The sequence below is a fragment of the Nocardia sp. NPDC051570 genome (genome assembly GCF_044454005.1).
GTDB lineage: Bacteria > Actinomycetota > Actinomycetes > Mycobacteriales > Mycobacteriaceae > Nocardia.
In genome coordinates this window covers 41,336-61,846 of the sequence record NZ_JBITDI010000002.1, presented here as the reverse complement: position 1 = coordinate 61,846, position 20,511 = coordinate 41,336, and the positions used below count along the sequence as shown (strand labels likewise).

The following is a 20,511-nucleotide window of genomic DNA, read 5'->3' as shown; positions in this document are numbered from 1 at the left end:
CGATGAGTCGCGCCACCGAATCCCGGATCGTTCCGATGTCGTTGCGGGGAGGTGCGGGCGCCCTCGCCGGATGGGAGTGCGCGCCGCCGCCGGGTGTCGCCACCCGCGGCACGGCCGTGTTGGTGCCCGGCTTCACCGGCTCCAAGGAGGACTTCGCGGGTCTGCTGCCGATCCTGGCCGACGCCGGATTCCGTTGTGTCGCCTACGATCAGCGCGGTCAGTTCGAATCCGAGGGTTCCGAGGATCGCGACGACTACACCATCGAGACCTTCTCCGCCGATCTGATCGGCGTGGTCGAAAGTCTCGGCGCGCCCGTGCATCTGGTGGGTCATTCGTTCGGCGGATATGTCGCGCGTACCGCGGTGGTGGCACGGCCCGACCTCTTCAGCACCTTCACCCTGCTGGCGTCGGGACCGTCCTCGCTCCAGGACATCGCCTTTCCGCCGCCCGCGCAGGTGGAACAGCTGATCGAGGCCGGCGGCCAGGATGTGGTGTGGCAGATGCTCGCCGGCGCGGGCGCGACGGAGGTTCTCGACCAGGCGAAGCGGGAGTTCCTGCATCGGCGGATCTTCGCGACGAGGAAGGCGAATCTGGTCGGCATCGTGCGCACCATGCAGACCCGCCCGCCTGCGCCCGCGGTCGTGCGCGCGGCGGGGGTGCCGATTCTGGTCGGGTACGGCGATACCGGGGATCTGTGGGCGCCCGAGGTGCACGAGCGCTTCGCGGCGGAGCTGGGCGCGCGCGTCGCGGTGTACCGGGGCGTGGGACATCTGCCGAACGAGGAACGGCCAGACCAGGTCCGCGACGATCTGGTGGTGTTCTGGACCGACGGCGACGCTCGAGCGTCAGTCCTGTAGCGCCATTCAACCCTGCGGATGCAGGGTCCGGGGTGGTTGTCCGTGATGTCGCCGAAACGCGGTGCTGAAGGCGAAGGGATTGGTATAGCCCACCTTCCGGGCCACTGCGGCCACGGGCTCGCCCCGCGCGAGCAGGCCCGCGGCCAGGGTCATGCGGCGGCTGTTGAGATAGGACAGCGGGGATTCGCCGAACAGTGCGGTGAACCGGCGATAGAGCGTGGCGCGCGAGACCGCGGCATGGGCGGCCAGCGATTCGGCGGTCCACGGGTTGCCCGGACTGGAGTGGATGGCATAGAGGATGCGGGCGACCACCGGATCGCGCAGGGCCGCACGCCATCCCGGCGAATCCGGTTCGGCGCCCGCCAGCCACGCGCGCAGGGTGTGCGCCAGCAGCGCGTCCAGCAGCCGGTCGCGGACCACCTGGCGGCCCGGGCCGATGCTGTCGATCTCCTCGTCGAGCAGTGCCAGCGCGGGCGAGGCGCCGGATTCGGCGGTGACACAGACATACTCCGGCAACGAGTCCAGCAGTCGCCGCCCGGCGATATCGGTGCTGCCGTAGGTGCCCGCGATGACGACCGCGCGCGGGCCGTGCCCGGGGGCGGGCGCGCGCAGGGCCGTACAGTCCCGCGCGGTCAGGGGCGCGGGCCCATCCGCGCCGGGCTGTGGTCCGGGCCCTCTGATCAGGGCGACATCACCCGCACTCAATTCGTCGGCGCCGCCGTCGCGGCTGAGCCAGGCGTGCCCATGCAGCACGGCGTAGAGGGTCAGCGGTGCGGCCCGATCCGCCAGCCAGGACCACGGCGTCTGGCGGTCGGCCCGCCACAGCAGCGATCCCTCGGCGCGGATCCCTTGCAACATCTCCGCGAGCACATCCACGGCTACGACGCTACCGAGTGCGACGGCGTGAACATGAAGGTATGCGCATCACTGCACCACGACACGCCCGCAACGGCTCAGTGCGCGGGCGCGGTGAGGTCGTAGATCGCCAAACCGTCGAGCCGCTGCGGGGTGTAGTGCGCGGCCACCCAGTCGTAGAGCGCGGTATTGCCGACCGGCCGCCACCAGCCGGCGTCCGGATCCTGTTGTGCCGGCGCGGGGCTCGCGTTCTTGTCCGTGCGCCACGAATCGGGCAGCTTCACCTCGGGCACGAGATAGTAGGTGATCTCGTGGCGGCGCACCATGTCCTGGAAACCGGCGAGGGTGGGCACCGGATCCTCGGAGGTGAAGCCGCCGATCGCGAGAACAGAGGTGCGCGTGGCCAATTCGAGTCCGGCCGCGGGGGAGGAGCGATCGATGGCGGCCGACCACCGGGTCGTGGTGGCGCGCAGCATCGACGCCAGCTGCGGATCGATCTCGCCGTCACCCATGAACATGGCCATCTGGCGGCGGAATTCGGCGAACGGGCCCGGTTGTTCGGGCCGGGCAGGACCCACCGACGGACCGCCGCCGGTATGCGCCTGCGGCAGTGTCGCCCCGGCGTAGGCGGTCGATCCGGCCAGTCCGGCCAGGACGCCGACGACCAGCGCCATCCCGGACAGTTTCCACAACCGCCGCGACACCAGAGCGCCCAGCAGTCCGGCCGCGGCCAGCACGCTCACCGCGAGCACCGTCCAGCGCAGCCACGGCTGCCAGTCCGCATTGCGCTGCAGCACAACGAATCCCCAGACGCCGCAGGCCAGCACCAGTGCGGCCCCCCCGATCCGGCCCAGGGCCGTCGCCCGGCGCTGCCACACCTCGTATACGCCGAGGGTGAAGGTTCCGACCACGGCCGGTGCGACCGCGAGGGTGTAGTAGGCGTGCATGCCGCCCTGCATGCCCGTGAACGCGACCGAGTCGATGAGCAGCCACAGCCCGAACACCAGTGCGGCCCCACGCACGAGATCGGTGCGCCCGGCGCGCCACCGCGCGATGAGTACGAAGACGAACGCCACCACGGCCGCCGGGATCAGCCACGAGATCTCGAAGCCGATCTCCCCGGTGAACAACCGATCCGGACCCGACCCGAAACCGCCGAATCCGCCTCCGCCATGCCCGAATCGCGGGAACTCGTACCCCTTGGGCAGCGAGAACAGCGCATTGTGCCCCATATGGTTGCGGCCCAGGTAGCGCGCGAAACCGTTGTAGCCCAGCACCAGATCCATGAACGTGTTGTCCTTCGACCCGGCCAGATACGGTCGCGCGGACTGCGGCCACAGCATGGTCAGCACGACATACCATCCGGCCGATACGAACAGCGCCATCGCCGCGGCGCTCAGATGCAGCATCCGCTTACCGAATGTGGTCGGTGCGACGAGCAGATACGCCAGCCCGAGCGCGGGCAGCACCATCAGCCCCTCGAGCATCTTGGCCAGGAAGGCGAAACCCAATGCCACCCCGGCCAGGACGAGCCAGCGCGCACTCGCGACCGCCAGCGCCCGGACCGTGCAGTACGCCGCGGCCGTCATCAACAGCACCATGACCGCGTCGGGATTGTTGAACCGGAACATCAACGCCACCACCGGCGTTGCCGCCAGCACGAATCCGGCCAGCAGCCCGGCGCGGCGGCTACCGGTCGCCCGGGTGAGGGCGCCGTACATCAGCGCGACCGCCGCCACGGCCATCAGCGCCTGCGGCACCAGCATGCTCACGCTGCTGAAACCGAACAACTGCCCCGACAGTCCCATCACCCACTGCGAGACCGGCGGCTTGTCGACGGTGATGAAGTTGCCCGGATCCAGCGATCCGAACAGCAATGCCTTCCAATCCTGCGATCCGGCCCAGGCCGCGGCGGCATAGAAGGAATTGCCCATCCCGTTGACGCCGATATTCCACAGATAGGCGACGGCCGTCGCGAGGAGCAGGGCCGCCAGCGCCAACCGGTCCCAGCGGCTCGCGGGTGGGAGCGTGGGCGGAGAGGCCGGGGTGGACGGGTTCGACTCGGGCACGATCGTCTCGGCAGTGGTCGCTGTCACCGCGGGAGCCTCTCATCCGATTCGGTGAGGGCCCTCACGACCGCCTGGGAGATCGCTGAGAGCGTTCCCGAGCACCTCAGGGAGCGTTCGCGAGATCGAAGGCGGATCGCCGCCGGGCGAGGGATCGCAGGGCCAGATCCGATACCTCGTCGCGCACGAACGCGGGCCGCAGATCCGGATCGGGTGGATCGTAGTAGCGATGGAAGGTCGGTGTCAGCCCCGAGGAGATCGGCGGATTGACCCAGCTCCAATCCGTGGGACAGCCGCGCCCCGCGGCCTTCTCCCGGTCCACGTGATCGCAGAACTGTTTGGCGACCGAATGATGGTCGGTGATCCGCGCACCGGCCTTGCGGAACGAGTGCAGCACAGCGCGATTGAGTTCGAGTAGTGCCCGGTCGCGCCACAGCGTCCGCTCATGGGACCGATCCAGACCCATCAGCTCGCCGATGCGCGGCAGTGTGTTGTAGCGATCGGCATCGGTCAGATTGCGCGAGGCGATCTCCGTCTCGACGAAGTTGCCGCTGAACACCGTCAGATAGGACAGTCCGCCGACCTCCAACCGCATATTCGAGACCGCGGGCAGCGCATGCCATTTCAGGCCGAGATCGGTGAACCCGTCGAATTCGGGATGTTCGATCGGCACCTCGAGCACGACCTCGCGGGGAACCTCGAACCAGTCGATGGTCCGGCTCGGCGAGTGGATCAGCATCGGCAGGATATCGAACGGCGTGCGTTCGCCGCGCCACCCCAGATCCTCGGCCAGCTCGGTCAATTCGATATGCAGGGGATCGCCGGTGATCGAGCCGTCGCCGTTGCGATAACCCGCGTACCGGATCAACTGCGGGCTGAGGATATGCATCCCGTCCCCGTCCACCGGGCTCGGCGGACCGACGAGAATCATCGGCCGGATCGCCCCGCCATTGGTCGCCGCCCGCAGATAGTCCCAGCACTCCTGGGCCAATTCCGCCGGGCTGCGCACCTGCCGAGCATCGCGCAACGTCAACGCCCGCCACATCGCCCGCCCGACACACCGATCGGCATTGCGCCACGCCAACTGAGCGCCGATGATGATCTCCTCGGCGGTTTGCCAGTAACTCCCGGTCGACGCCAGAATCGCCAACGCCACCCGCCGCCGCTCCGGCAGCAGATCCGCCAACTCCGGCAGCCGATAGAACTCATCACAATCCCCGAGCCGCTCTAGTAGCGCAGGGTCAATCGCCATGCGCGCCCCCGATCATGTGGCGGCATGTTTGCCAACCGAGCGGTCGGATCGCTACATCATGGTTAATCGTTTGTGCTGCTGGGCAATTCACGGCAGATCTCCGGATGGGCGGAAGTATGCTAGGCGTAAGCTGCAGCGCCTCCGGTATGGTCCCACAATCTTGCGTCGGCAATGTGGCGTTTTCGGAACAACATCGCCCATGTCGACCGGTCGGTCCGGTGGGGTAGGAGCACGTCCGGCAGGCACGAGTTCGCCGCCGGAATGCTGACTCCGGCGGCGAACGGGATGGCTGCGATGCGGGGTGGCCCCTACTGGCCGCGGACGTAGCGCAGGGATTCGCGGATGGCGGCCATATCGATCCGCAGGCTCGGATCGTGTTGTTGCGCTTCCTCGAATTCGTGCATGACGTCATCGATGGTGCTGCGGCGGGCCATGGCGACGAGTTCGGCGTGGACGTGGTCGCTGAGGGGGACACCCGTCGCGGCGGCGCGGCGGCCGAGGACCGACCAGGTCTCGGCGGGGAGATCGTAGGTGTGGATCAGGGCGGTCGCACCCGGATCGGCCGCTGCCGCAGCCGAATTCGGTCGCTCGGATTCGAGGAAGTCCACGACGGCATCGATCGGCACCCGCCGATCGGCCAGCGCGATCAACTCGCGGCGGACATACTCGACCGGCGACAAGCCCGCCGCCCGGGCGCGGCGGCGCAACACGTCGGCAGTCCGTGTGGGCAGATCGTCGATCTCGATGGGCGCCATAGCCCACAACCGTAGTGGATGAGTCCGTTCGGAGCGGTCCTCGTGAGGTCTCGGTTTCGACTCGAACCGGGGCGGGTGGTCTTGTCCTCCGGGCGGCGGTAATCCCCAGGCCCGGCGGGGATCCAATCCGGTTGGGGGGCAGGTTCGTACGCCGGAGGCGGGGACGGAATCGCACTCGCCCCGCGGCGAGTGCGTCCGGTGACACGGCATCCGGCGAATGAAGGAGCGCTGGGATCCGGCGGGGGAGTGCGGCGACATCACGGCGCGCGAGCTTGCCGGATGCCTTGTCGACCCAGATCCGTTCGCATCCGGCAGCATTGAGCGCGTCGAGCCGAGAACTGCGTCAGACTTGGGATTCCCCTCCGTCGACGAACAGTTCGGTGCCGGTGATGAACCTCGCCTGCGGTGAGGCAAGGAAGACGACCGCGTCGGCGATCTCGGAGGGGTGCCCGAGCCGCCCGAGCGGCACACGCCGGGCTTCGTTGTCGAGCAAGATGCGCGCCTGATCCGGATCGGTCGCCAGACCGGCGAGCCCGAGCGGATCAAGGCGCAGATGTTGAAGGTTGCCCTGGTCCTGAGCGCCGATGATCGTCAGGACTCGCTGTTCACCAAGGCCACCGTCGAATTGGGGCATCGCGATACCGACGTCGCGGCGTCGGCGCTGGACGGATTCACCCGCCTCGAAGGCATCTACCGGCACTGCATCATCGATGCGCAACGCAGCGGCGAGATCTCCGCCGATGCCGACTCCCACGCCCTCGCGGCCTACTTCGTCGCGGTCACGCGAGGCATGGAAGTACTCGCGACGGCCGGAGTCGGCCGGGCCGAGTTGACCGCGATCGCCACGACATCGCTTGCGGCGCTTCCTCTCACCGATCACACCGAATCCGCGTGATCAGGACTGTCGGCCATGCGTCGTCTCCGGACTGTTACGGCGGGTCACCCTGCGCGAGTAGCCGTTCGGCCGCCGTACGCAGCTCTCGCAGCTGTGCCCGCTGCTCAGGGGTGTACTCCCGTCCATGGTCGTCGAGTACACAGACGGTGCCGAAGACCGTGCCGTCCGGATTGTGTACCGCCAACCCGAGATAGTTGACCAGCCCGAACTCCACCTCGTCCTCGTTGCCCGCGAAATCGGTATCGGCCCGCGAATCCCGCACGAACAGCTCGGTATCGGTTTCGACCACCCGCTCGCAGTACAGTTCGCGCGCCTCGGCGAAGGCTGCGCCCTTTCGTCCTTCGGCGCCCACGGGGTAGTGCACCTGCGCGACACCGCCGGTTGCCTCCACCGCCATATGGGTCGGTGTCGACCGCATCACCAGTACCGATCGCACTCCCAGGTCGTCAACCGTCTGCTGAAGCAGGGACTCGATCGGCCGGAACCGCTCAGTGCTCTCGGGCATGCCGAACCTCTCCTTCGCAGTGAACCTCGAGCCGGATGTCCTCCACTCTCGCCAGCTAACCGGTCGGTCGCCAGAATTGCGCTCAGGCTGCGGCAAACGCAGGCCGCAGACCGATCGAGGCTGCTGGGGGAGTGGAACGGGTGGCCGCCGCTGCGCCGCCGGGCTGGGGAAATGACGAAAACCGAACCGGCGCTGCGAGTCTGAGGACCGAGGCTTCAGTCCGTCGGCGGGGTTCGTCATAACATGAGATATCAATCAATATCGGTACTTACATATGCGCATCTAAATATGCAAGATCATCGTGTCAGGCGAACGCGGCACACCTTGAATCGCACGTCCTACCCCGGCCTCGAAGAGGAGCCGGGCAGGAGCGCCTCGCCTGCCCGGACACAGTTCGATCAATCTGGATGCTGGAGATTTGCCCGAATGAGTATGGTGGAACTCCGATCGGTATTCCGGCCATAAGCCGGGCGCAGGCGGGCGGAGGAGGCCAAGCCCGAGATGCTGTTCACCGCTGTACAGGACATGGTTCTGGCCCAGTTGCCGGACCCGGAGCCGGAGGCGCCGCCCGGGTCCGAACAGTCGGCGGCATTACTGCCCTATCTGATCTGGATTCACTTGGTGGCCACGGTGATTGCGATGGTGTGGTGCGTGCGGCTGGCCCGCCGCAGCGGTGGGGGACGACGGCGGGCGTCGCTACTGGCGGTGGGGGCACTCATCCTGGGGCTGGCCACCGCCGTGGCCGGGGCGTTGATGGGCGCGGCGCTGCAATGACGCGCGGTGTCCGGATCGGTGGGTTTTCGCTGAGCAATTGCTTCATCATGACGGGCGCGTGTGTGGGTCCCTTGTACAGGGTCGCGGGATCGTCTGTGCCGGGCATGAATTCGGCTGCGCTCATCGCGTACCGCAATCCCGGGACCTTCCGATTTCGTCGAGGCGTGACGAGTCGCTGAGATGTCCCGGCTTACCTGGATTCGACTCGTCCTAGCGGGTGGGGTCCGACCCTCAGCGCGTCACACGCGTCCTGCCAGGCGGAGTCCCCGGGGTAGAGCTCGGTGCGGAGGTAGGCCCAGCTGAGCTGTTGGACCGCGGCGACCCGTTCGGGGTTCTCGTCGGTGGTCTCGGCGACGTCGTATCCGGAGATCCCGCCGAGCCCGTGCTCCGCGTCGAACAGGGTCAGCAGGGACTTGCGGCCCCGGGAGAGGAAATACGGATCGGCGTGCCAGGCCGCGCCCGCGACTGTCAGGTGCGGGGAGGCATCCTTATCGCCTGCGACCACGAGTGCGGGTGTTCTCATCGTGGAGAAGTCCGTGGTGAGGAAGAAGGGATAGTTCTGGGCCGCAACCGGGCTGAGCGCCTCCCCGCCCCGGCCGGGCGCGGCGAGCAGCACACCCGCCGTGATCCGGGGCTCGGCCAGGTTCACTTCCGTTCCGTCCGCGGGATGGGTGAGCCGCGCGCCCAGCAGCAGGCTTGCGGTGTATCCGCCCAGCGAGTGCCCAGCCACGGCGACCTTGTTTCGGTCCAAGCGTCCGGAGAGCTGTGGGACGGCGGCCTCGATCGCGTCGAGCCGGTCGAGGATGCGCTTCATATCCTCGGCCCGTGATCGCCAATACAGCGGAGCGCCAGGGGTTTCGGGGTTCAGGGTCAGCGTCGCCGAGTCGAGATGGGTGGGCTGGATGACGACGAAGCCGTGCGCTGCCCAGAAGTTGGCCAGTGGGGCGTAGCCGTTGAGTGAGGACAGGTGGTTCGAGCGGCCATGGCCGTGGGAGAAGAGGATGACCGGTAATTCGGTTCCGGATACGGGCGCGGAGACACGCACCTGCAGGTCGACGGCTCGATCGGGAGTCGACAGCGTGACCGGGCCGACCGAGAGGACGGGGCTTGGTGTGCCGGAAGTGCCTGCTGCGTACGGCGATTCGCTCGTCATCTGGATTTCCTTCCCATTGAAGCGGAACATCGTTCCGAAAACGATACGGAGCGTCGTTCCGTTTTGTCAATCACCGGAACCCGTCGGTGCGGGAGTGAGCGCGCTCACGCTCATTTACATTGCGCACAACATAATTGCGCACTACATTTCTCTCTGTGACCGACATCCTGGCGCTGGATCAGCAGATGTGCTTTCCGCTGTACGCCGCGCAGCGGGCGATGACGGCCGTGTATCGGTCGAAGCTCGAGGCGCTCGGGCTGACGTACCCGCAGTATCTGGTGATGTTGGTGCTGTGGGAGCGCGACGGGCGTAGCGTCGGAGAGCTGTGTACGGCGCTGGCGCTGGATTCGGGAACGTTGTCGCCGTTGTTGAAGCGGCTCGAGGCGGCCGGGCTGGTGGCGCGTAGCCGGTCGGCCGCCGATGAACGACGGGTCGAGATTCGATTGACCGAGCACGGGGTCGAGCTGCGCGAGCGGGCCACCTGCATTCCGGCGGAGATGTTGACCGCCACGGGTCTGTCACTCGAGGAGCTCATGGCGCTGCGGGAGACCCTGCAGCGCATGACCGCGGCCCTCACATCCCATATTCGATAGGAGAGTGCTATGAACGTCGTGTACACGGCCGAGGCGTTGGCCACCGGGGACGGGCGCAACGGGCATGCCCGCAGCACCGACGGGAAAGTCGATGTGACGCTGGCTACGCCGAAGGAGATGGGCGGCACGGGCGAGGGCACCAATCCCGAGCAGCTGTTCGCCGCGGGATATGCGGCGTGTTTCCATTCAGCGCTGCGGCTGGTGGGCAAGCAGGCCAAGGCGAATGTCGATGATTCGGCGGTCGGTGCGAAGGTGGGCATCGGGCCCAACGACGCGGGCGGGTTCGGGCTGACGGTCACCCTCGAGGTGTCGCTGCCGCATCTGTCGGCCGAGCAGGCGCGGGAGCTGACCGAGCGGGCGCATCAGGTGTGCCCGTACTCCAATGCCACGCGCGGCAATATCGACGTCGAGCTACAGATTGCCGAGGACTGAGCCGATGAGTATGCGAGCGGTTGTCATCGAATCCTTCGGGGAGCCGAAGGAAGTGCTGCATGCGGCCGAGCGGCCGGTGCCCGAGCCGGGTCCGGGTCAGGTGCGGATCGCGACGACGTTGTCGCCGATTCACAATCATGATCTGGCGATCGTGCGCGGGGTGTACGGCTATCGTCCCGAGCTGCCGTATGTTCCGGGCACCGAGGCGGTCGGCGTGGTGGACGCGCTGGGTCCCGGTGTGAGCGATATCGAGGTGGGGCAGCGGGTCGCGGTCGCGGGTGTGCAGGGTGCGTGGGCGCGGTACTTCCTCGCCGAGGCGGGGAAGTTGGTGCCGGTGCCGGAGTCGGTCGACGACGAGACGGCGAGTCAGCTGTTGTCGATGCCGTTCAGCGCGTTGATGTTGCTGGAGGATCTGGCGGTGGAGCGCGGGCAGTGGATCGCGGTGAATGCCGCGGGCGGTGCGGTGGGGCGGTTGCTCAATCTGCTGGCCAGTCGGCGCGGGGTGCGGGTACTGAGTCTGGTGCGCAGTGCGGAGTCGGCGGAGTCGTTGCGCGAGTCGGGTTTCGGACCGGTGGTGGACACCGGGTCGGAGGGCTGGCGCGAGCGGGTGGCGGAGGCGACCGGCGGTGAGCCGATCGTGCGCGCGATCGATCAGGTCGGCGGCGAGGCGGCGAGTGATCTGCTGGAGCTGCTGGGTGAGCGTGGCGAGTTGATCTCCTTCGGTGCGCTGTCGGGTCGGCCGATGACGATCTCGCCGGGGCCGATGATCTTCAAACAGGCTGTGGTGAAGGGTTTCTGGGCGTCGCGGCGCGGCGAGGAGATCGGCGAGGAGGCGCTGGGCCGGTTGTACGGGGAGCTGTTCAATCTGGCGGCGAGTGGGGCGTTGCGCCTGGAGGTGGCGGCGAGCTATCCGCTGTCGGAGGCCGGTGAGGCGGCGCTGGCGACCGAGCGACCGGGTCGAAATGCCAAGGTGGCGTTGGATCCGCACGCCGAGTAACGAGGCGTCGGCGGGGTCGGCGCCCACCGTCATGCGGCCGAGACAGGCGGCGTGGGTGGCGTCGACCCCGAGGTAGGGCAGCCGGTGCGGTGTATCGGCGATTGCGGCCTGAATTGAAACGTGTTTCACTTCGGCGGTGACTGGTCGGATCCGGGCGGTTGGCGGCCGATCCGGCGGTGCGGTCGGGGTGTACGCACTGCAATCTGTGTATGCCGACGATCTATACCGGCACGCGGTGCGTGTTGCGGCCGACGCCGGGGTGAATCGTGGGCGGGCAGTGGTGTTTTCGGCAGTCGATGCCGGAATGCGTGGGGTGCCCGCGGTCGGGCACCCCACGCATGGTCATCCGGCGGCGGCGAATCCGGTGCGCAGATCGGCGAGGATGTCGTCGATGCCCTCGATGCCGACGGCCAGGCGCACCAGGCCGGGGGTGACGCCCGCGGCGAGCTGTTCGGCGGGGGTGAGCTGGGAGTGGGTGGTGGAGGCGGGGTGGATGACCAGCGAGCGCACATCGCCGATGTTGGCGACATGGCTGTGCAGGGTCAGTGCCTCGACGAAGCGTTTGCCCGCGTCCACGCCGCCGGCGAGTTCGAAGCCGACGATCGCGCCGGCGCCTTTGGGCGCCAACTGTTTTGCGCGCTCGTGCCAGGGCGAGGAGGTCAGGCCCGCGTAGTAGACCTTCGTCACGCTGGGCTGTTCGACGAGGAAATCGGCGACGGTGCGCGCGTTGGCGACATGGCGTTCGATGCGCAGGCTCAAGGTCTCGAGGCCTTGGCTGATCAGCCACGCGTTGAATGGTGCGATGGCCGAACCCAGATCGCGCAGCAACTGCACGCGTGCCTTGAGTGCGTAGGCGGGTGCGCCGAGTTCGGCGTAGACCACGCCGTGGTAGCTGGGATCGGGTGTGGTGAAGCCGGGGAAGCGCGGGTTGCCGTCGGCGTCGCGGACGGTCCAGTCGAAGCGGCCGCCGTCGATGAGTACGCCCGCGATGGCCGCGCCGTGCCCGCCGAGGTACTTGGTGGCCGAGTGCACGACGATATCCGCGCCGTGGGCGAGGGGCTGGATGAGATACGGGGTGGCGACGGTGTTGTCGACGATCAGCGGGATGCCCTCGGCGTGGGCGATATCGGCGATGCCGGGGAGGTCGAGGATGTGGTTCTGCGGGTTGGAGATCGTTTCGCCGTAGAACGCCTTGGTGTTCGGGCGTACGGCCGCGCGCCACTGCTCGAGGTCGTCGGGGTCGTCGACGAAGCTGACCTCGATGCCGAGTCTGGGCAGGGTGTAGTGGAACAGGTTGTAGGTGCCGCCGTACAGGCGTGGGCTGGAGACGAGATGGTCACCGGCGCCGGCGATATTGAGGATCGCGAAGGCCTCCGCGGCCTGGCCCGAGGACAGCAGCAGCGCCGCGACTCCGCCTTCGAGGGCGGCCAGGCGTTGTTCGACCGCGTCCTGGGTGGGGTTGGCGATGCGGGTGTAGATGTTGCCCGGCTCGGTGAGTGCGAACAGCGCTGCGGCGTGGCCGGTGTCGCGGAAGGTGTAGGAGGTGGTCTGGTAGATCGGCAGCGCGCGTGCGTTGGTGGTGCCGTCGGGGAGCTGCCCGACGTGGATCTGCTTGGTTTCGAAGCTCCAGTCGAGGGTGGGATCGGCGGGCTGGGCAGAGTCGGTCATCGGTGCGGCTCCCTCGTGCGGGTCGGTGGGGGGTGCTACGCACGGTAGGAACAGCGGCCGGTTGCGGCGAGTATTGCGCTCGACCCGATCCGAACTGCGGCGCACGGCATTCGGTATGTACCCGTGGAAAGGGGTTGGGCCGGTTCATGCTCCGTTCGCGTCGTCGGTGCCGGTGACCGCGACGACGCCGTCGATATCGGCCAGGCAGGCGGTCAGTTCGCTCACCGATCCGCCCTGCAGCGAAAACCGCACGGAGACCGGTCCGGCAGTCCGCCGGTGACCGGGGGTGGGCGTGGCCGGAGGCGGAACCGGTTACACCGCAGTCGAATTCAGAACGCGGCCTTGGCGATGAGCGTGATGATGGCCGCGATCACGGCCAATGCCACCGCCGCGGCGCCCCAGATCAGGCCCTGACGCTGCCATGGGCGGGCGTGGTCGAGGGAGTAGCGGCCGGGCCCGGTGAAGGCGAGGGCCAGGGGTGCGAGGGTGTAGAGCAGGGGGAATTCCCAGCCCGCGCTGAAACCCTTGGACCACATGGCGACAACGGCATTGATCATGGTGCCCAGGGCGATGGCGGCGGCCAGGGGAGTGAGCAGGCCCAGCGCGAGCAGCAACCCGCCGGTGATCTCGGCCAGTCCGGCGAGGGTACCGAAGAACTTCCCGGGGTTGTAGCCCATGCCATCGAAGGCGGCGGCGGTGGCCGACCAGCCGTAACCGCCGAACCAGCCGAACAGTTTCTGGGTGCCGTGGACTGCCAGTAGCAGGCCGAAGCTGACGCGCAGGATCAGCAGGCCCAGGTCGAGGCCGCGGGTATCGGCGGCGGCCGGGGTGTCGGTGCGGACGGAGGTGGCCGCGGTCGTCGTCGTGGTCATGGTGTCTCCATCTGTGTGTCGGTGGAAGTCGTCGTCCCGGCCACGCTGCCAATCGGACTGCGGTCCGATTATCACGGACGTTCGGGGTCAACTTCTACTCGACGCGCAAAATTCCTGCAACCGCGAAGTAACCACATGACGTGTCAGAGCGGCAGGTCGATCCCCAGCCCGGGCGCGTTGACGCCGGGAATGTCCGCGCCCAGGGCGATGATCTGGTCCAGGGGGTTGGAGTATTGGATGAGCTGGGCGATCTTGCCGTGGCGGAAGCGGATCTCCGCGCGCAGATGCGCCTGGTACGAGCGGCCGCTGTGCTGGGCGGTGAGATCGCCGAGCACGTCGGCGACCCAGGTGTGGGCCCCGGTGAACGGTCGAATTCCGATGCGGGCCAGGCATCCCGGCGTCCACAGCCTCGACAGCGGCACCAGCGCGCGCGCACGCATCGGCTCGCGGCCCACGACGCGTTCGGGCAGGCCCGGCAGCGGCCAGGGCAGGCGGAATTCGATATCCTCGGCGACCATATCCAGCAGCGAATCGTGATCCTGGACGAACAGCAGATCGTAGAAGCGTTCGATCGCCGCGCGCTCCCAGGCGCAGTCGTCCAACCCCTCGGTGCGGGCCAGATCGTAGGCAGCGAGCTGGGTGAGCGGATCGTGGTAGACGGTCAGGGCCGCGATCTTGCCCGCGGCGATGCGGCAATTGGCCAGATAGCGGTTGTGATACGGGCGTCCGGTCGCGCGGACCACCATGCGCCCGTCGACCTGCACGAGCCATTCCCCGCATTCGGACAGCGGCCGCGCATCGGCCAGGCACATGGTGAACGGATCGGATTCGTAGACGTCCAGGACCGTCAGCGCCTCGCGGATCTGGCCGTGCCCGACCATGGTCGAGGGGAAGCCGGGCGGCTGGAAGGGGATCTCGACCTGGGCGTCGCCGGTGAACAACTCGAGCAATCCCTCGATGTCACGGGCGGTCAGACGGTAGACGAGTTGCTCGATCGTGGCGCGGTCGGCGACGGGCTGGTGCTGCATGAGGTGTCTCCTTCGTGCTGCCCCGACGCTCCGGGCAACGAACACCAATCATGGCTCAGCAAACTAATAGCTAACAGTCCTGGATTGCGACGAATTCCGTTAAGAACCCGCCGATTGTGGCGTGGCGCACACCCGTGTCCGCGCGGCGAAATGATATGCGCGCGATCGCCTCAGGCCAGATATCGATCCAGCTGCGGCACCACGTCCACGGGATGGCGCGCGGCCAGGGGCGCGGCGATCTGCTGGAACTTCCAGGCCGGCTCGACCCGGACCAGCATGCCCATGAGCAAACCGGCGTGCGACCGGTCGTGGAGTGGATAGCGGATCAGTTCGGCGCCGGATTCGGCATCGAGTAACCGGCAGTAGGCCTCGCGCAGATCGGCGGGCTCGCCGACGCTGCAGGTGACCGCCAGGAAGATGCGGGTGATGTCGCCGGGCAGCCGGGCCAGCTCGATCGAGACGATCTCGTCGTCGCCCTCGCCCTCGCCGGTGAGGTTGTCGCCGTGCAGTCGCACCGCGCCGTCGGCTGCGCTGACGTGTTCGTGGTAGACGACATCGGCGAGGGTGCGGTCGCGATAGAGCAGGGCGACGGCGTTGAGATCGACCTGGGCGGTGCGGGTGCTGAGCAGACGCCGCCGCGTCACCGGTGTCCAGCCCAGGCCCATCACCAGATAGTCGACGGTGCTGCCATCGGTGTGCTGTAGCGCGATCGTCACCGGCATCCCCCTCCTCGCGCGGCCGCGGACCGCCCGTGCCGTCGGATATCACTGTAGGTGGCCCGCGGCGGTATGCGGTGAATTCGCCAGGGTCGCGGACGCTTTCGCGATATCGGGTGATGTGACGCCGGTCACCTTCTGGGTTCAGTAAATGAACGCAGAAGGTAGGGTTCGGGCATCGGCGAGGTCGGGACGACGGATGGGGCAGGCGATGACCATGGAGATGCAGACCGCGGCGCCCGGCATCTGGGGCGAACCCCGCAGCAAGACCGTGACCTGGTACGACCCGGTCGCCGCCGCGCAGACCGGGCTGGCACTGTCGGGCCTGGAATACATGCGGGCGATGGCGTCGGGCCAGCTACCGCCCGCTCCGATCGTGAGCCTGCTCGGCGGCGCCGCCGCGATGTCGGTCGCCGAGGGTGAGGTCGGATTCACCTGTGTGCCCGACGAATCGGTGTACAACCCGATCGGCCTGGTACACGGCGGGCTGGTGTGCACGATGCTGGATTCGGCCATCGGCTGCGCCTTCCACACCACGCTGCCGCCCGGGATCGGCTACACCTCCATCGAAATCAAGATCAACTACCTGCGCCCGGTACGCGCGGACACCGGCGAGATCCGGGTGCGCGGCTGGGTGACCAAACCCGGGCGCCGGGTCGGATTCGGCGAGGGCGAGGTCCGCGACGGCGAGGGCAAACTCCTGGCCAGTGCGTCGAGTTCGCTGCTGGTGCTGTCGAATTGAGCGATCGGACCGCCCGGTCGATGACGGTGCCGAGGTATCGGATCGGTGGTGGCCGCTAGGCGCGCGGTCGAGCCTGCATTTCGCGTCCGGTGTCGGCCAGTACATGCCCGTGCTCGCAGCGCAGTGTGGCGCGGACCGGCGCGCCGCATTCGGCGTGGGTGACCGTCAGCGGGGGACCGGCGGGACCGGCCAGATGCTTGTCGCCCCACTGCATCAGCGCGGTCAGCACCGGTTGCAGTTCCCGGCCCGCGGCGGTGAGGTGATACTCCTGGCGGGTCCGCGCACCCGGTTCGCGATAATCGCGCCGCGCGAGCACACCCGCGTCGACCAGGGTGCGCAACCGGCGCATCAGCACCGCGCGCGGGGCGCCGGTGGCCTCGGCGATCGCGTCGAATCGCCGCACGCCCAGGAACACCTCGCGCAGCACCAGCAGCGACCACTGCTCACCGACCACCCCCAGCGCGGCCGCGACCGAACACTCTCGTGCCATGGGGGCAGTCTACGCTGAATTCACCATTTGAATTCAGCCGGGCACGGTGACCGGATCGACACAGCTGGCGGGGGCGTCGACCAGCGAACACGCCGCCGGCGCGCGGGTGGGCCGATAGTCGGCGGGCACCCCACGCGCACCGGTGAGGCCGGTATAGGCGGCCACCGCGTCGGTGGGGCGACGGATCAGGGCCGGATCGGTGCGCGCGTCGACGGTGTAGAGGCCGAAACGCGGTGTGTAGCTGCCCCATTCGTAGTTGTCGGTGATGCTCCAGTAGTTGTAGCCCAGCACCGGGATGCCGTCGGCGACCGCGCGCTGGATCCAGTACACGTGGTCGCGCAGATGATCGGCGCGGGTGTAGCCGTCCGCGCGCGCCGCGCCGTCGCGGGTCGGCATGCCGTTCTCGACGACGTAGAGCGGTTTGCCGGGGAAGCGGCGCGAATAGTATTGCAGCGCATAGTAGATGCCCTCCGGCTGCAACGGCATCGCCCACAGCGCCGAGATTCGCGGGGGAGAAGTGCAGCATCGACTGCGGGGTGAAGCCGTAGTAGTAGTCGATGCCGACGTAATCCAGCCGCGCGCCGATTCCGTCGAGGATCGGCCCGTTGACCACCGGTTCGGCCGTGCCCGCGATATAGGCGAGATTGCTGGTGACCAGCGCCGCGGGCCGGGCGCGATGGATGTGGTCGTAGATCTGGTTGTGCGCGCCGATCACCGCCCGCGCCATCACCGGCAGCGCCGCGGGCGCCAGGCCGCCGTTTCTGACCTCGTTGACCAGATAGAAGGTGGGCTCGTTGAAGGTGACCCACAGCGGATCGCGAGAGGCGTAGCGGTCCACCACCTTTCGCGCATTGGCCAGCCAGTCGCCGGGCATCGCGGGATGCGCCCAGCCGCCGCGCGCGGCCGCCCATCCCGGATACACCCAATGATCCAGCGTCAGCATCGGGCGCAGCCCCGCGGCGGTGATGGCCTCGATCACCGCGTCGTAGAAGGCGAATCCGGCCTCGTCCCAGCCGCCCGGATTCGGTTGCAGCCGCGCCCATTCCACGCTGATCCGGTACACGCTCGTGCCCAGGTTCGCGGCCAGGGCGATATCGCCGGGATAGCGGTGATAGAAGTCCACCGCCTCGCCGTAGCGGTCGTAGCCGGGGTTGTTGTCCACGTAGCGGCGCCAATTGCTGTCCGGCGCAACGCCTTCGCACTGGAATCCGGCGCTGGCCACGCCCCAGTGGAAATCCGCGCCCAGCGGCGGCACCGTCGGGGGCGCGGGCGGGCGCGCCCCGGCGCGGGTGGCGGGAATCAGGGCCGCGGCGGCGCCAGCGGCCAGGGTCAACGCCTCGCGGCGGCGCAACGGACGCATCGGACTCCTCGGACGGACAACGCGGTCACCGGCGCCAGTCAGGGTATCGCGCCGATCGTGGTGGCGGCCCGCTGGTCCCCTCCGAAAATGGTCGGTTGTCCATGAGTGGGTTACTTGTCGGTGCCCGGGGCTAGGGTGGCGATCATGACGCATTTGACGCACTGGGGAGCGTTCGAAGCCGTCAGCGACGGCCACCGCCTCACCGAGGTCCGGCCCTGGTCCGGCGATCCGGAACCGATGCCGCTGATCGCGAATGTGGCCTCCGCGCAACATCACCCGACCCGTATCGCGCAGCCGCACGTCCGCCAGGGCTGGCTCGACCACGGACCGGGCGCGCCGGGACGCGGCAGCGACCGGTTCGTGCCGGTGTCCTGGGATCGGGCGCTGGATCTGCTGGCGGGGGAACTGCGCCGGGTCTACGACGGCCCCGGCGCGGCGGCGGTGTACGGCGGCTCCTACGGCTGGGCCAGCGCGGGGCGGTTCCATCACGCGCAGAGCCAGACCCACCGGTTCCTCAACTGCCTGGGCGGCTACGTGCGCAGCGTCGACAGCTACAGCCTCGGCGCCGCCACGGTGCTGCTGCCCTACATCCTCGCCGAAACGGGTTGGCTGCTGGGCCATTCCACCACCAAGGCGGTGCTCGCCGAGCACAGCGAACTGATCGTCGCCTTCGGCGGGCTGTCGCCGAAGAATTCGGCCGTCACCCCGGGCGGGGTGTCGCGCCACCACACCCGCGGCTGGATCGCCGCCGCCCGTGCCCGCGGCTGCCGCTTCGTCTCGGTCAGCCCGCTGCGCGACGACATCCCCGCCGAGGCGCAGGCCGAATGGTGGTCCCCGCGCCCCGGGCAGCGATGCCGCGCTGATGCTCGCCCTCGCCCAGGTACTCGACGCCGAAGGCCTGGCCGATACGGAGTTCCTCGACAGATACACCGTCGGCTACGAGCGTTTCGCCCGCTATCTGCGCGGCGAGACCGACGGTGTGGTCAAGGATCCGGCGTGGGCGGCGGCGCTGACCGGGATCGACCCCGGGCGCATCACCGCACTGGCCCGGGAGATGGCCGCCGCGCGCACCTTCCTCACCGTCAGCTGGTCGCTGCAACGCGCCGAACACGGCGAACAACCGCTGTGGCTGGGGGTGGTGCTGGCCGCGATGCTCGGCCAATGGGGCCTGCCCGGTGGCGGATTCGCCCACGGCTACGGTTCCAGCGCCATGGTGGGCGAACCCACCCGCACCCTCGGTGTGCCGCGCCTACCGCAGGGCGTCAACCCCGTCGACACCTTCATCCCCGTCGCCCGCATCACCGATATGCTCGAAAATCCGGGCGCCACTTACGATTACAACGGGCAGCGGCTCACCTACCCCGATATCGCGCTGGTGTACTGGGCCGGGGGTAACCCGTTCCATCACCATCAGGATCTGGCCCGGCTGCGGCGCGCGTTCGCCACACCCGACACCGTCGTCGTGCACGACCCGTTCTGGACCGCCACCGCCCGCCACGCCGATCTCGTGCTGCCCACCACGATGACGATCGAACGCGACGACTACGGCGCGGGCGAGAACGACCCGATGTTCTTCCCGATGCCCGCGCTGACCCGCCCGCACGGCCAGGCCCGCGACGATTACGCCATCTTCGCCGAGCTGTCCGAACGTCTCGGCGTAGCAAAGGAATTCACCGAGGGCCGCACCACCGCGGGGTGGCTGCGCCACCTCTACGACGACTGGCGCACCGCACGGGCCGCCGAGGGTCTCGAACTACCCGGCTTCGACGAATTCTGGGCCGGGCCCGGGCTCGAACTGCCCGTCGCCGACGCCGGGGGAAACATGCTGGCCGACTTCCGCGCCGACCCCGACGCGCATCCGCTGAGCACCCCGAGCGGGCGCATCGAGATCTTCTCCGACACCATCGACTCCTACGGCTACCCCGACTGCCCCGGCCATCCGGTGTGGCTGGCGCCGCGCGAATGGCTCGGCAGTCCCGCCGCCGACCGGTTCCCGCTACAGCTGATCGCCAACCAGCCCCGCACCAAACTGCACAGCCAACTCGATATCGGCGCCCACAGCCAGTCGGCGAAAGTGGCCGGGCGCGAACCGGTTCGGCTGCATCCCGATGAGGCCGCCGCCCGCGGCCTGCACCCCGGCGACCTGGTGCGCATCCATAACGACCGCGGCTCGTGCCTGGCGGGACTGATCATCGACGACGCCGTGCGCCCCGGAGTGGCCCAACTGTCCACCGGCGCCTGGTACGACCCCGACCCCGCCGACCCCAGCTTCTGCCGCCACGGCAACCCCAACGTCCTCACCGCCGACCGCCCCACCTCCACCCTCAGCCAGGCCTGCACCGGCCAACTCACCCTCGTCCAGATCGAGCCCTATCCGGGCCCCGCACCCGAGCTGACGGTGCTCACACCCCCGGCCACCACGTGACGAGCATCGACCCGCCACGCCGCCGGGATAGGGTGGAGTCGCTGGTCGATCGGGATGACCCTGCCCGCAGGCGCGA

Annotated in this window: 20 protein-coding genes and 2 pseudogenes; 8 read left to right on the top strand and 14 right to left on the bottom strand. The window is 68.4% G+C overall.

Features of this window, described 5'->3' with window-relative positions; all coding sequences use genetic code 11:
- Nucleotides 1-2: 2 nt before the first annotated feature.
- Nucleotides 3-857, top strand: coding sequence for an alpha/beta fold hydrolase (locus ACIA76_RS03790; protein WP_397148128.1), 855 nt, complete (start codon nt 3-5; stop codon nt 855-857).
- A gap of 6 nt (nt 858-863) precedes the next feature.
- Here ACIA76_RS03790 and ACIA76_RS03785 read toward each other — a convergent pair whose 3' ends face one another.
- The 5 genes from ACIA76_RS03785 to ACIA76_RS03765 form a co-directional block, all read right to left on the bottom strand.
- Nucleotides 864-1,733, bottom strand: a complete 870-nt coding sequence (locus ACIA76_RS03785; RefSeq protein ID WP_397148126.1) for an AraC family transcriptional regulator — start codon at nt 1,731-1,733, stop codon at nt 864-866.
- A gap of 77 nt (nt 1,734-1,810) precedes the next feature.
- Complete coding sequence (locus ACIA76_RS03780) at nt 1,811-3,808, bottom strand: ArnT family glycosyltransferase (protein WP_397148124.1); 1,998 nt, start codon at nt 3,806-3,808, stop codon at nt 1,811-1,813.
- Nucleotides 3,809-3,884: 76 nt separating this feature from the next.
- Nucleotides 3,885-5,030: a nitric oxide synthase oxygenase gene (locus ACIA76_RS03775; protein ID WP_397148122.1), complete on the bottom strand. Its 1,146-nt coding sequence runs from the start codon at nt 5,028-5,030 to the stop codon at nt 3,885-3,887.
- Between the two features lie 308 nt (nt 5,031-5,338).
- A complete protein-coding gene (locus ACIA76_RS03770) occupies nt 5,339-5,785 on the bottom strand; it encodes a hypothetical protein (RefSeq protein WP_397148120.1) in 447 nt (148 codons plus the stop codon).
- A 343-nt stretch (nt 5,786-6,128) separates the two neighbouring features.
- A complete protein-coding gene (locus ACIA76_RS03765; protein ID WP_397148118.1) occupies nt 6,129-6,278 on the bottom strand; it encodes an SDR family oxidoreductase in 150 nt (49 codons plus the stop codon).
- 60 nt (nt 6,279-6,338) lie between these two features.
- Here ACIA76_RS03765 and ACIA76_RS03760 point away from each other — a divergent pair, with 60 nt between their 5' ends.
- Nucleotides 6,339-6,680 carry a TetR family transcriptional regulator C-terminal domain-containing protein gene (locus tag ACIA76_RS03760; RefSeq protein ID WP_397148116.1) on the top strand — a complete coding sequence of 114 codons (342 nt, stop codon included), beginning with the start codon at nt 6,339-6,341 and terminating at the stop codon, nt 6,678-6,680.
- A 34-nt stretch (nt 6,681-6,714) separates the two neighbouring features.
- Here the strand turns inward: ACIA76_RS03760 and ACIA76_RS03755 are convergent, their stop codons facing one another.
- The gene (locus ACIA76_RS03755; protein WP_397148114.1) at nt 6,715-7,185 is read right to left on the bottom strand and encodes a GAF domain-containing protein; all 471 of its coding nucleotides are present in this window, start codon (nt 7,183-7,185) and stop codon (nt 6,715-6,717) included.
- A 501-nt stretch (nt 7,186-7,686) separates the two neighbouring features.
- Here ACIA76_RS03755 and ACIA76_RS03750 point away from each other — a divergent pair.
- Nucleotides 7,687-7,959, top strand: a complete 273-nt coding sequence (locus ACIA76_RS03750) for a hypothetical protein (protein WP_397148112.1) — start codon at nt 7,687-7,689, stop codon at nt 7,957-7,959.
- Between the two features lie 190 nt (nt 7,960-8,149).
- Here ACIA76_RS03750 and ACIA76_RS03745 read toward each other — a convergent pair whose 3' ends face one another.
- Nucleotides 8,150-9,112 (bottom strand): alpha/beta hydrolase family protein, encoded by a 963-nt coding sequence (locus ACIA76_RS03745; RefSeq protein WP_397148110.1) that lies wholly within the window; start codon nt 9,110-9,112, stop codon nt 8,150-8,152.
- A 155-nt stretch (nt 9,113-9,267) separates the two neighbouring features.
- On the opposite strand from ACIA76_RS03745, the gene ACIA76_RS03740 reads away from it, so the two are divergent.
- The 3 genes from ACIA76_RS03740 to ACIA76_RS03730 are packed head-to-tail and all read left to right on the top strand — an operon-like array spanning nt 9,268 to nt 11,134.
- On the top strand, nt 9,268-9,705 hold the full coding sequence (locus ACIA76_RS03740; protein ID WP_397148108.1) for a MarR family winged helix-turn-helix transcriptional regulator: 438 nt from the start codon (nt 9,268-9,270) through the stop codon (nt 9,703-9,705).
- Between the two features lie 9 nt (nt 9,706-9,714).
- A complete protein-coding gene (locus tag ACIA76_RS03735) occupies nt 9,715-10,137 on the top strand; it encodes an organic hydroperoxide resistance protein (RefSeq protein WP_397148106.1) in 423 nt (140 codons plus the stop codon).
- A 4-nt stretch (nt 10,138-10,141) separates the two neighbouring features.
- Complete coding sequence (locus ACIA76_RS03730) at nt 10,142-11,134, top strand: zinc-binding dehydrogenase (RefSeq protein WP_397148104.1); 993 nt, start codon at nt 10,142-10,144, stop codon at nt 11,132-11,134.
- A gap of 342 nt (nt 11,135-11,476) precedes the next feature.
- Here ACIA76_RS03730 and ACIA76_RS03725 read toward each other — a convergent pair whose 3' ends face one another.
- The 4 genes from ACIA76_RS03725 to ACIA76_RS03710 all read right to left on the bottom strand — a co-directional run bounded on the left by ACIA76_RS03725 (nt 11,477) and on the right by ACIA76_RS03710 (nt 15,418).
- The gene (locus tag ACIA76_RS03725; protein WP_397148102.1) at nt 11,477-12,802 is read right to left on the bottom strand and encodes a bifunctional o-acetylhomoserine/o-acetylserine sulfhydrylase; all 1,326 of its coding nucleotides are present in this window, start codon (nt 12,800-12,802) and stop codon (nt 11,477-11,479) included.
- A gap of 329 nt (nt 12,803-13,131) precedes the next feature.
- On the bottom strand, nt 13,132-13,674 hold the full coding sequence (locus ACIA76_RS03720) for a DoxX family protein (RefSeq protein WP_397148100.1): 543 nt from the start codon (nt 13,672-13,674) through the stop codon (nt 13,132-13,134).
- Nucleotides 13,675-13,817: 143 nt separating this feature from the next.
- A complete protein-coding gene (locus ACIA76_RS03715; protein ID WP_397148098.1) occupies nt 13,818-14,702 on the bottom strand; it encodes a nuclear transport factor 2 family protein in 885 nt (294 codons plus the stop codon).
- 170 nt (nt 14,703-14,872) lie between these two features.
- Entirely contained in the window at nt 14,873-15,418 is a 546-nt protein-coding gene (locus ACIA76_RS03710) for a TerD family protein (protein WP_397148096.1), read from the bottom strand.
- A 211-nt stretch (nt 15,419-15,629) separates the two neighbouring features.
- Here ACIA76_RS03710 and ACIA76_RS03705 point away from each other — a divergent pair, with 211 nt between their 5' ends.
- Nucleotides 15,630-16,160, top strand: a complete 531-nt coding sequence (locus tag ACIA76_RS03705; RefSeq protein WP_397148094.1) for a PaaI family thioesterase — start codon at nt 15,630-15,632, stop codon at nt 16,158-16,160.
- A 55-nt stretch (nt 16,161-16,215) separates the two neighbouring features.
- Here the strand turns inward: ACIA76_RS03705 and ACIA76_RS03700 are convergent, their stop codons facing one another.
- The 3 genes and pseudogenes from ACIA76_RS03700 to ACIA76_RS03690 form a co-directional block, all read right to left on the bottom strand.
- On the bottom strand, nt 16,216-16,650 hold the full coding sequence (locus tag ACIA76_RS03700) for a winged helix-turn-helix transcriptional regulator (protein WP_397148092.1): 435 nt from the start codon (nt 16,648-16,650) through the stop codon (nt 16,216-16,218).
- Nucleotides 16,651-16,683: 33 nt separating this feature from the next.
- The gene (locus ACIA76_RS03695) at nt 16,684-17,136 is read right to left on the bottom strand and encodes a family 1 glycosylhydrolase (RefSeq protein ID WP_397149373.1); all 453 of its coding nucleotides are present in this window, start codon (nt 17,134-17,136) and stop codon (nt 16,684-16,686) included.
- A gap of 256 nt (nt 17,137-17,392) precedes the next feature.
- Nucleotides 17,393-18,010, bottom strand: a pseudogene (locus ACIA76_RS03690) (family 1 glycosylhydrolase); the annotation flags it as partial.
- Nucleotides 18,011-18,154: 144 nt separating this feature from the next.
- On the opposite strand from ACIA76_RS03690, the pseudogene ACIA76_RS03685 reads away from it, so the two are divergent.
- A pseudogene (locus ACIA76_RS03685) lies at nt 18,155-20,435 on the top strand (molybdopterin guanine dinucleotide-containing S/N-oxide reductase).
- The last annotated feature ends 76 nt before the right edge of the window (nt 20,436-20,511 follow it).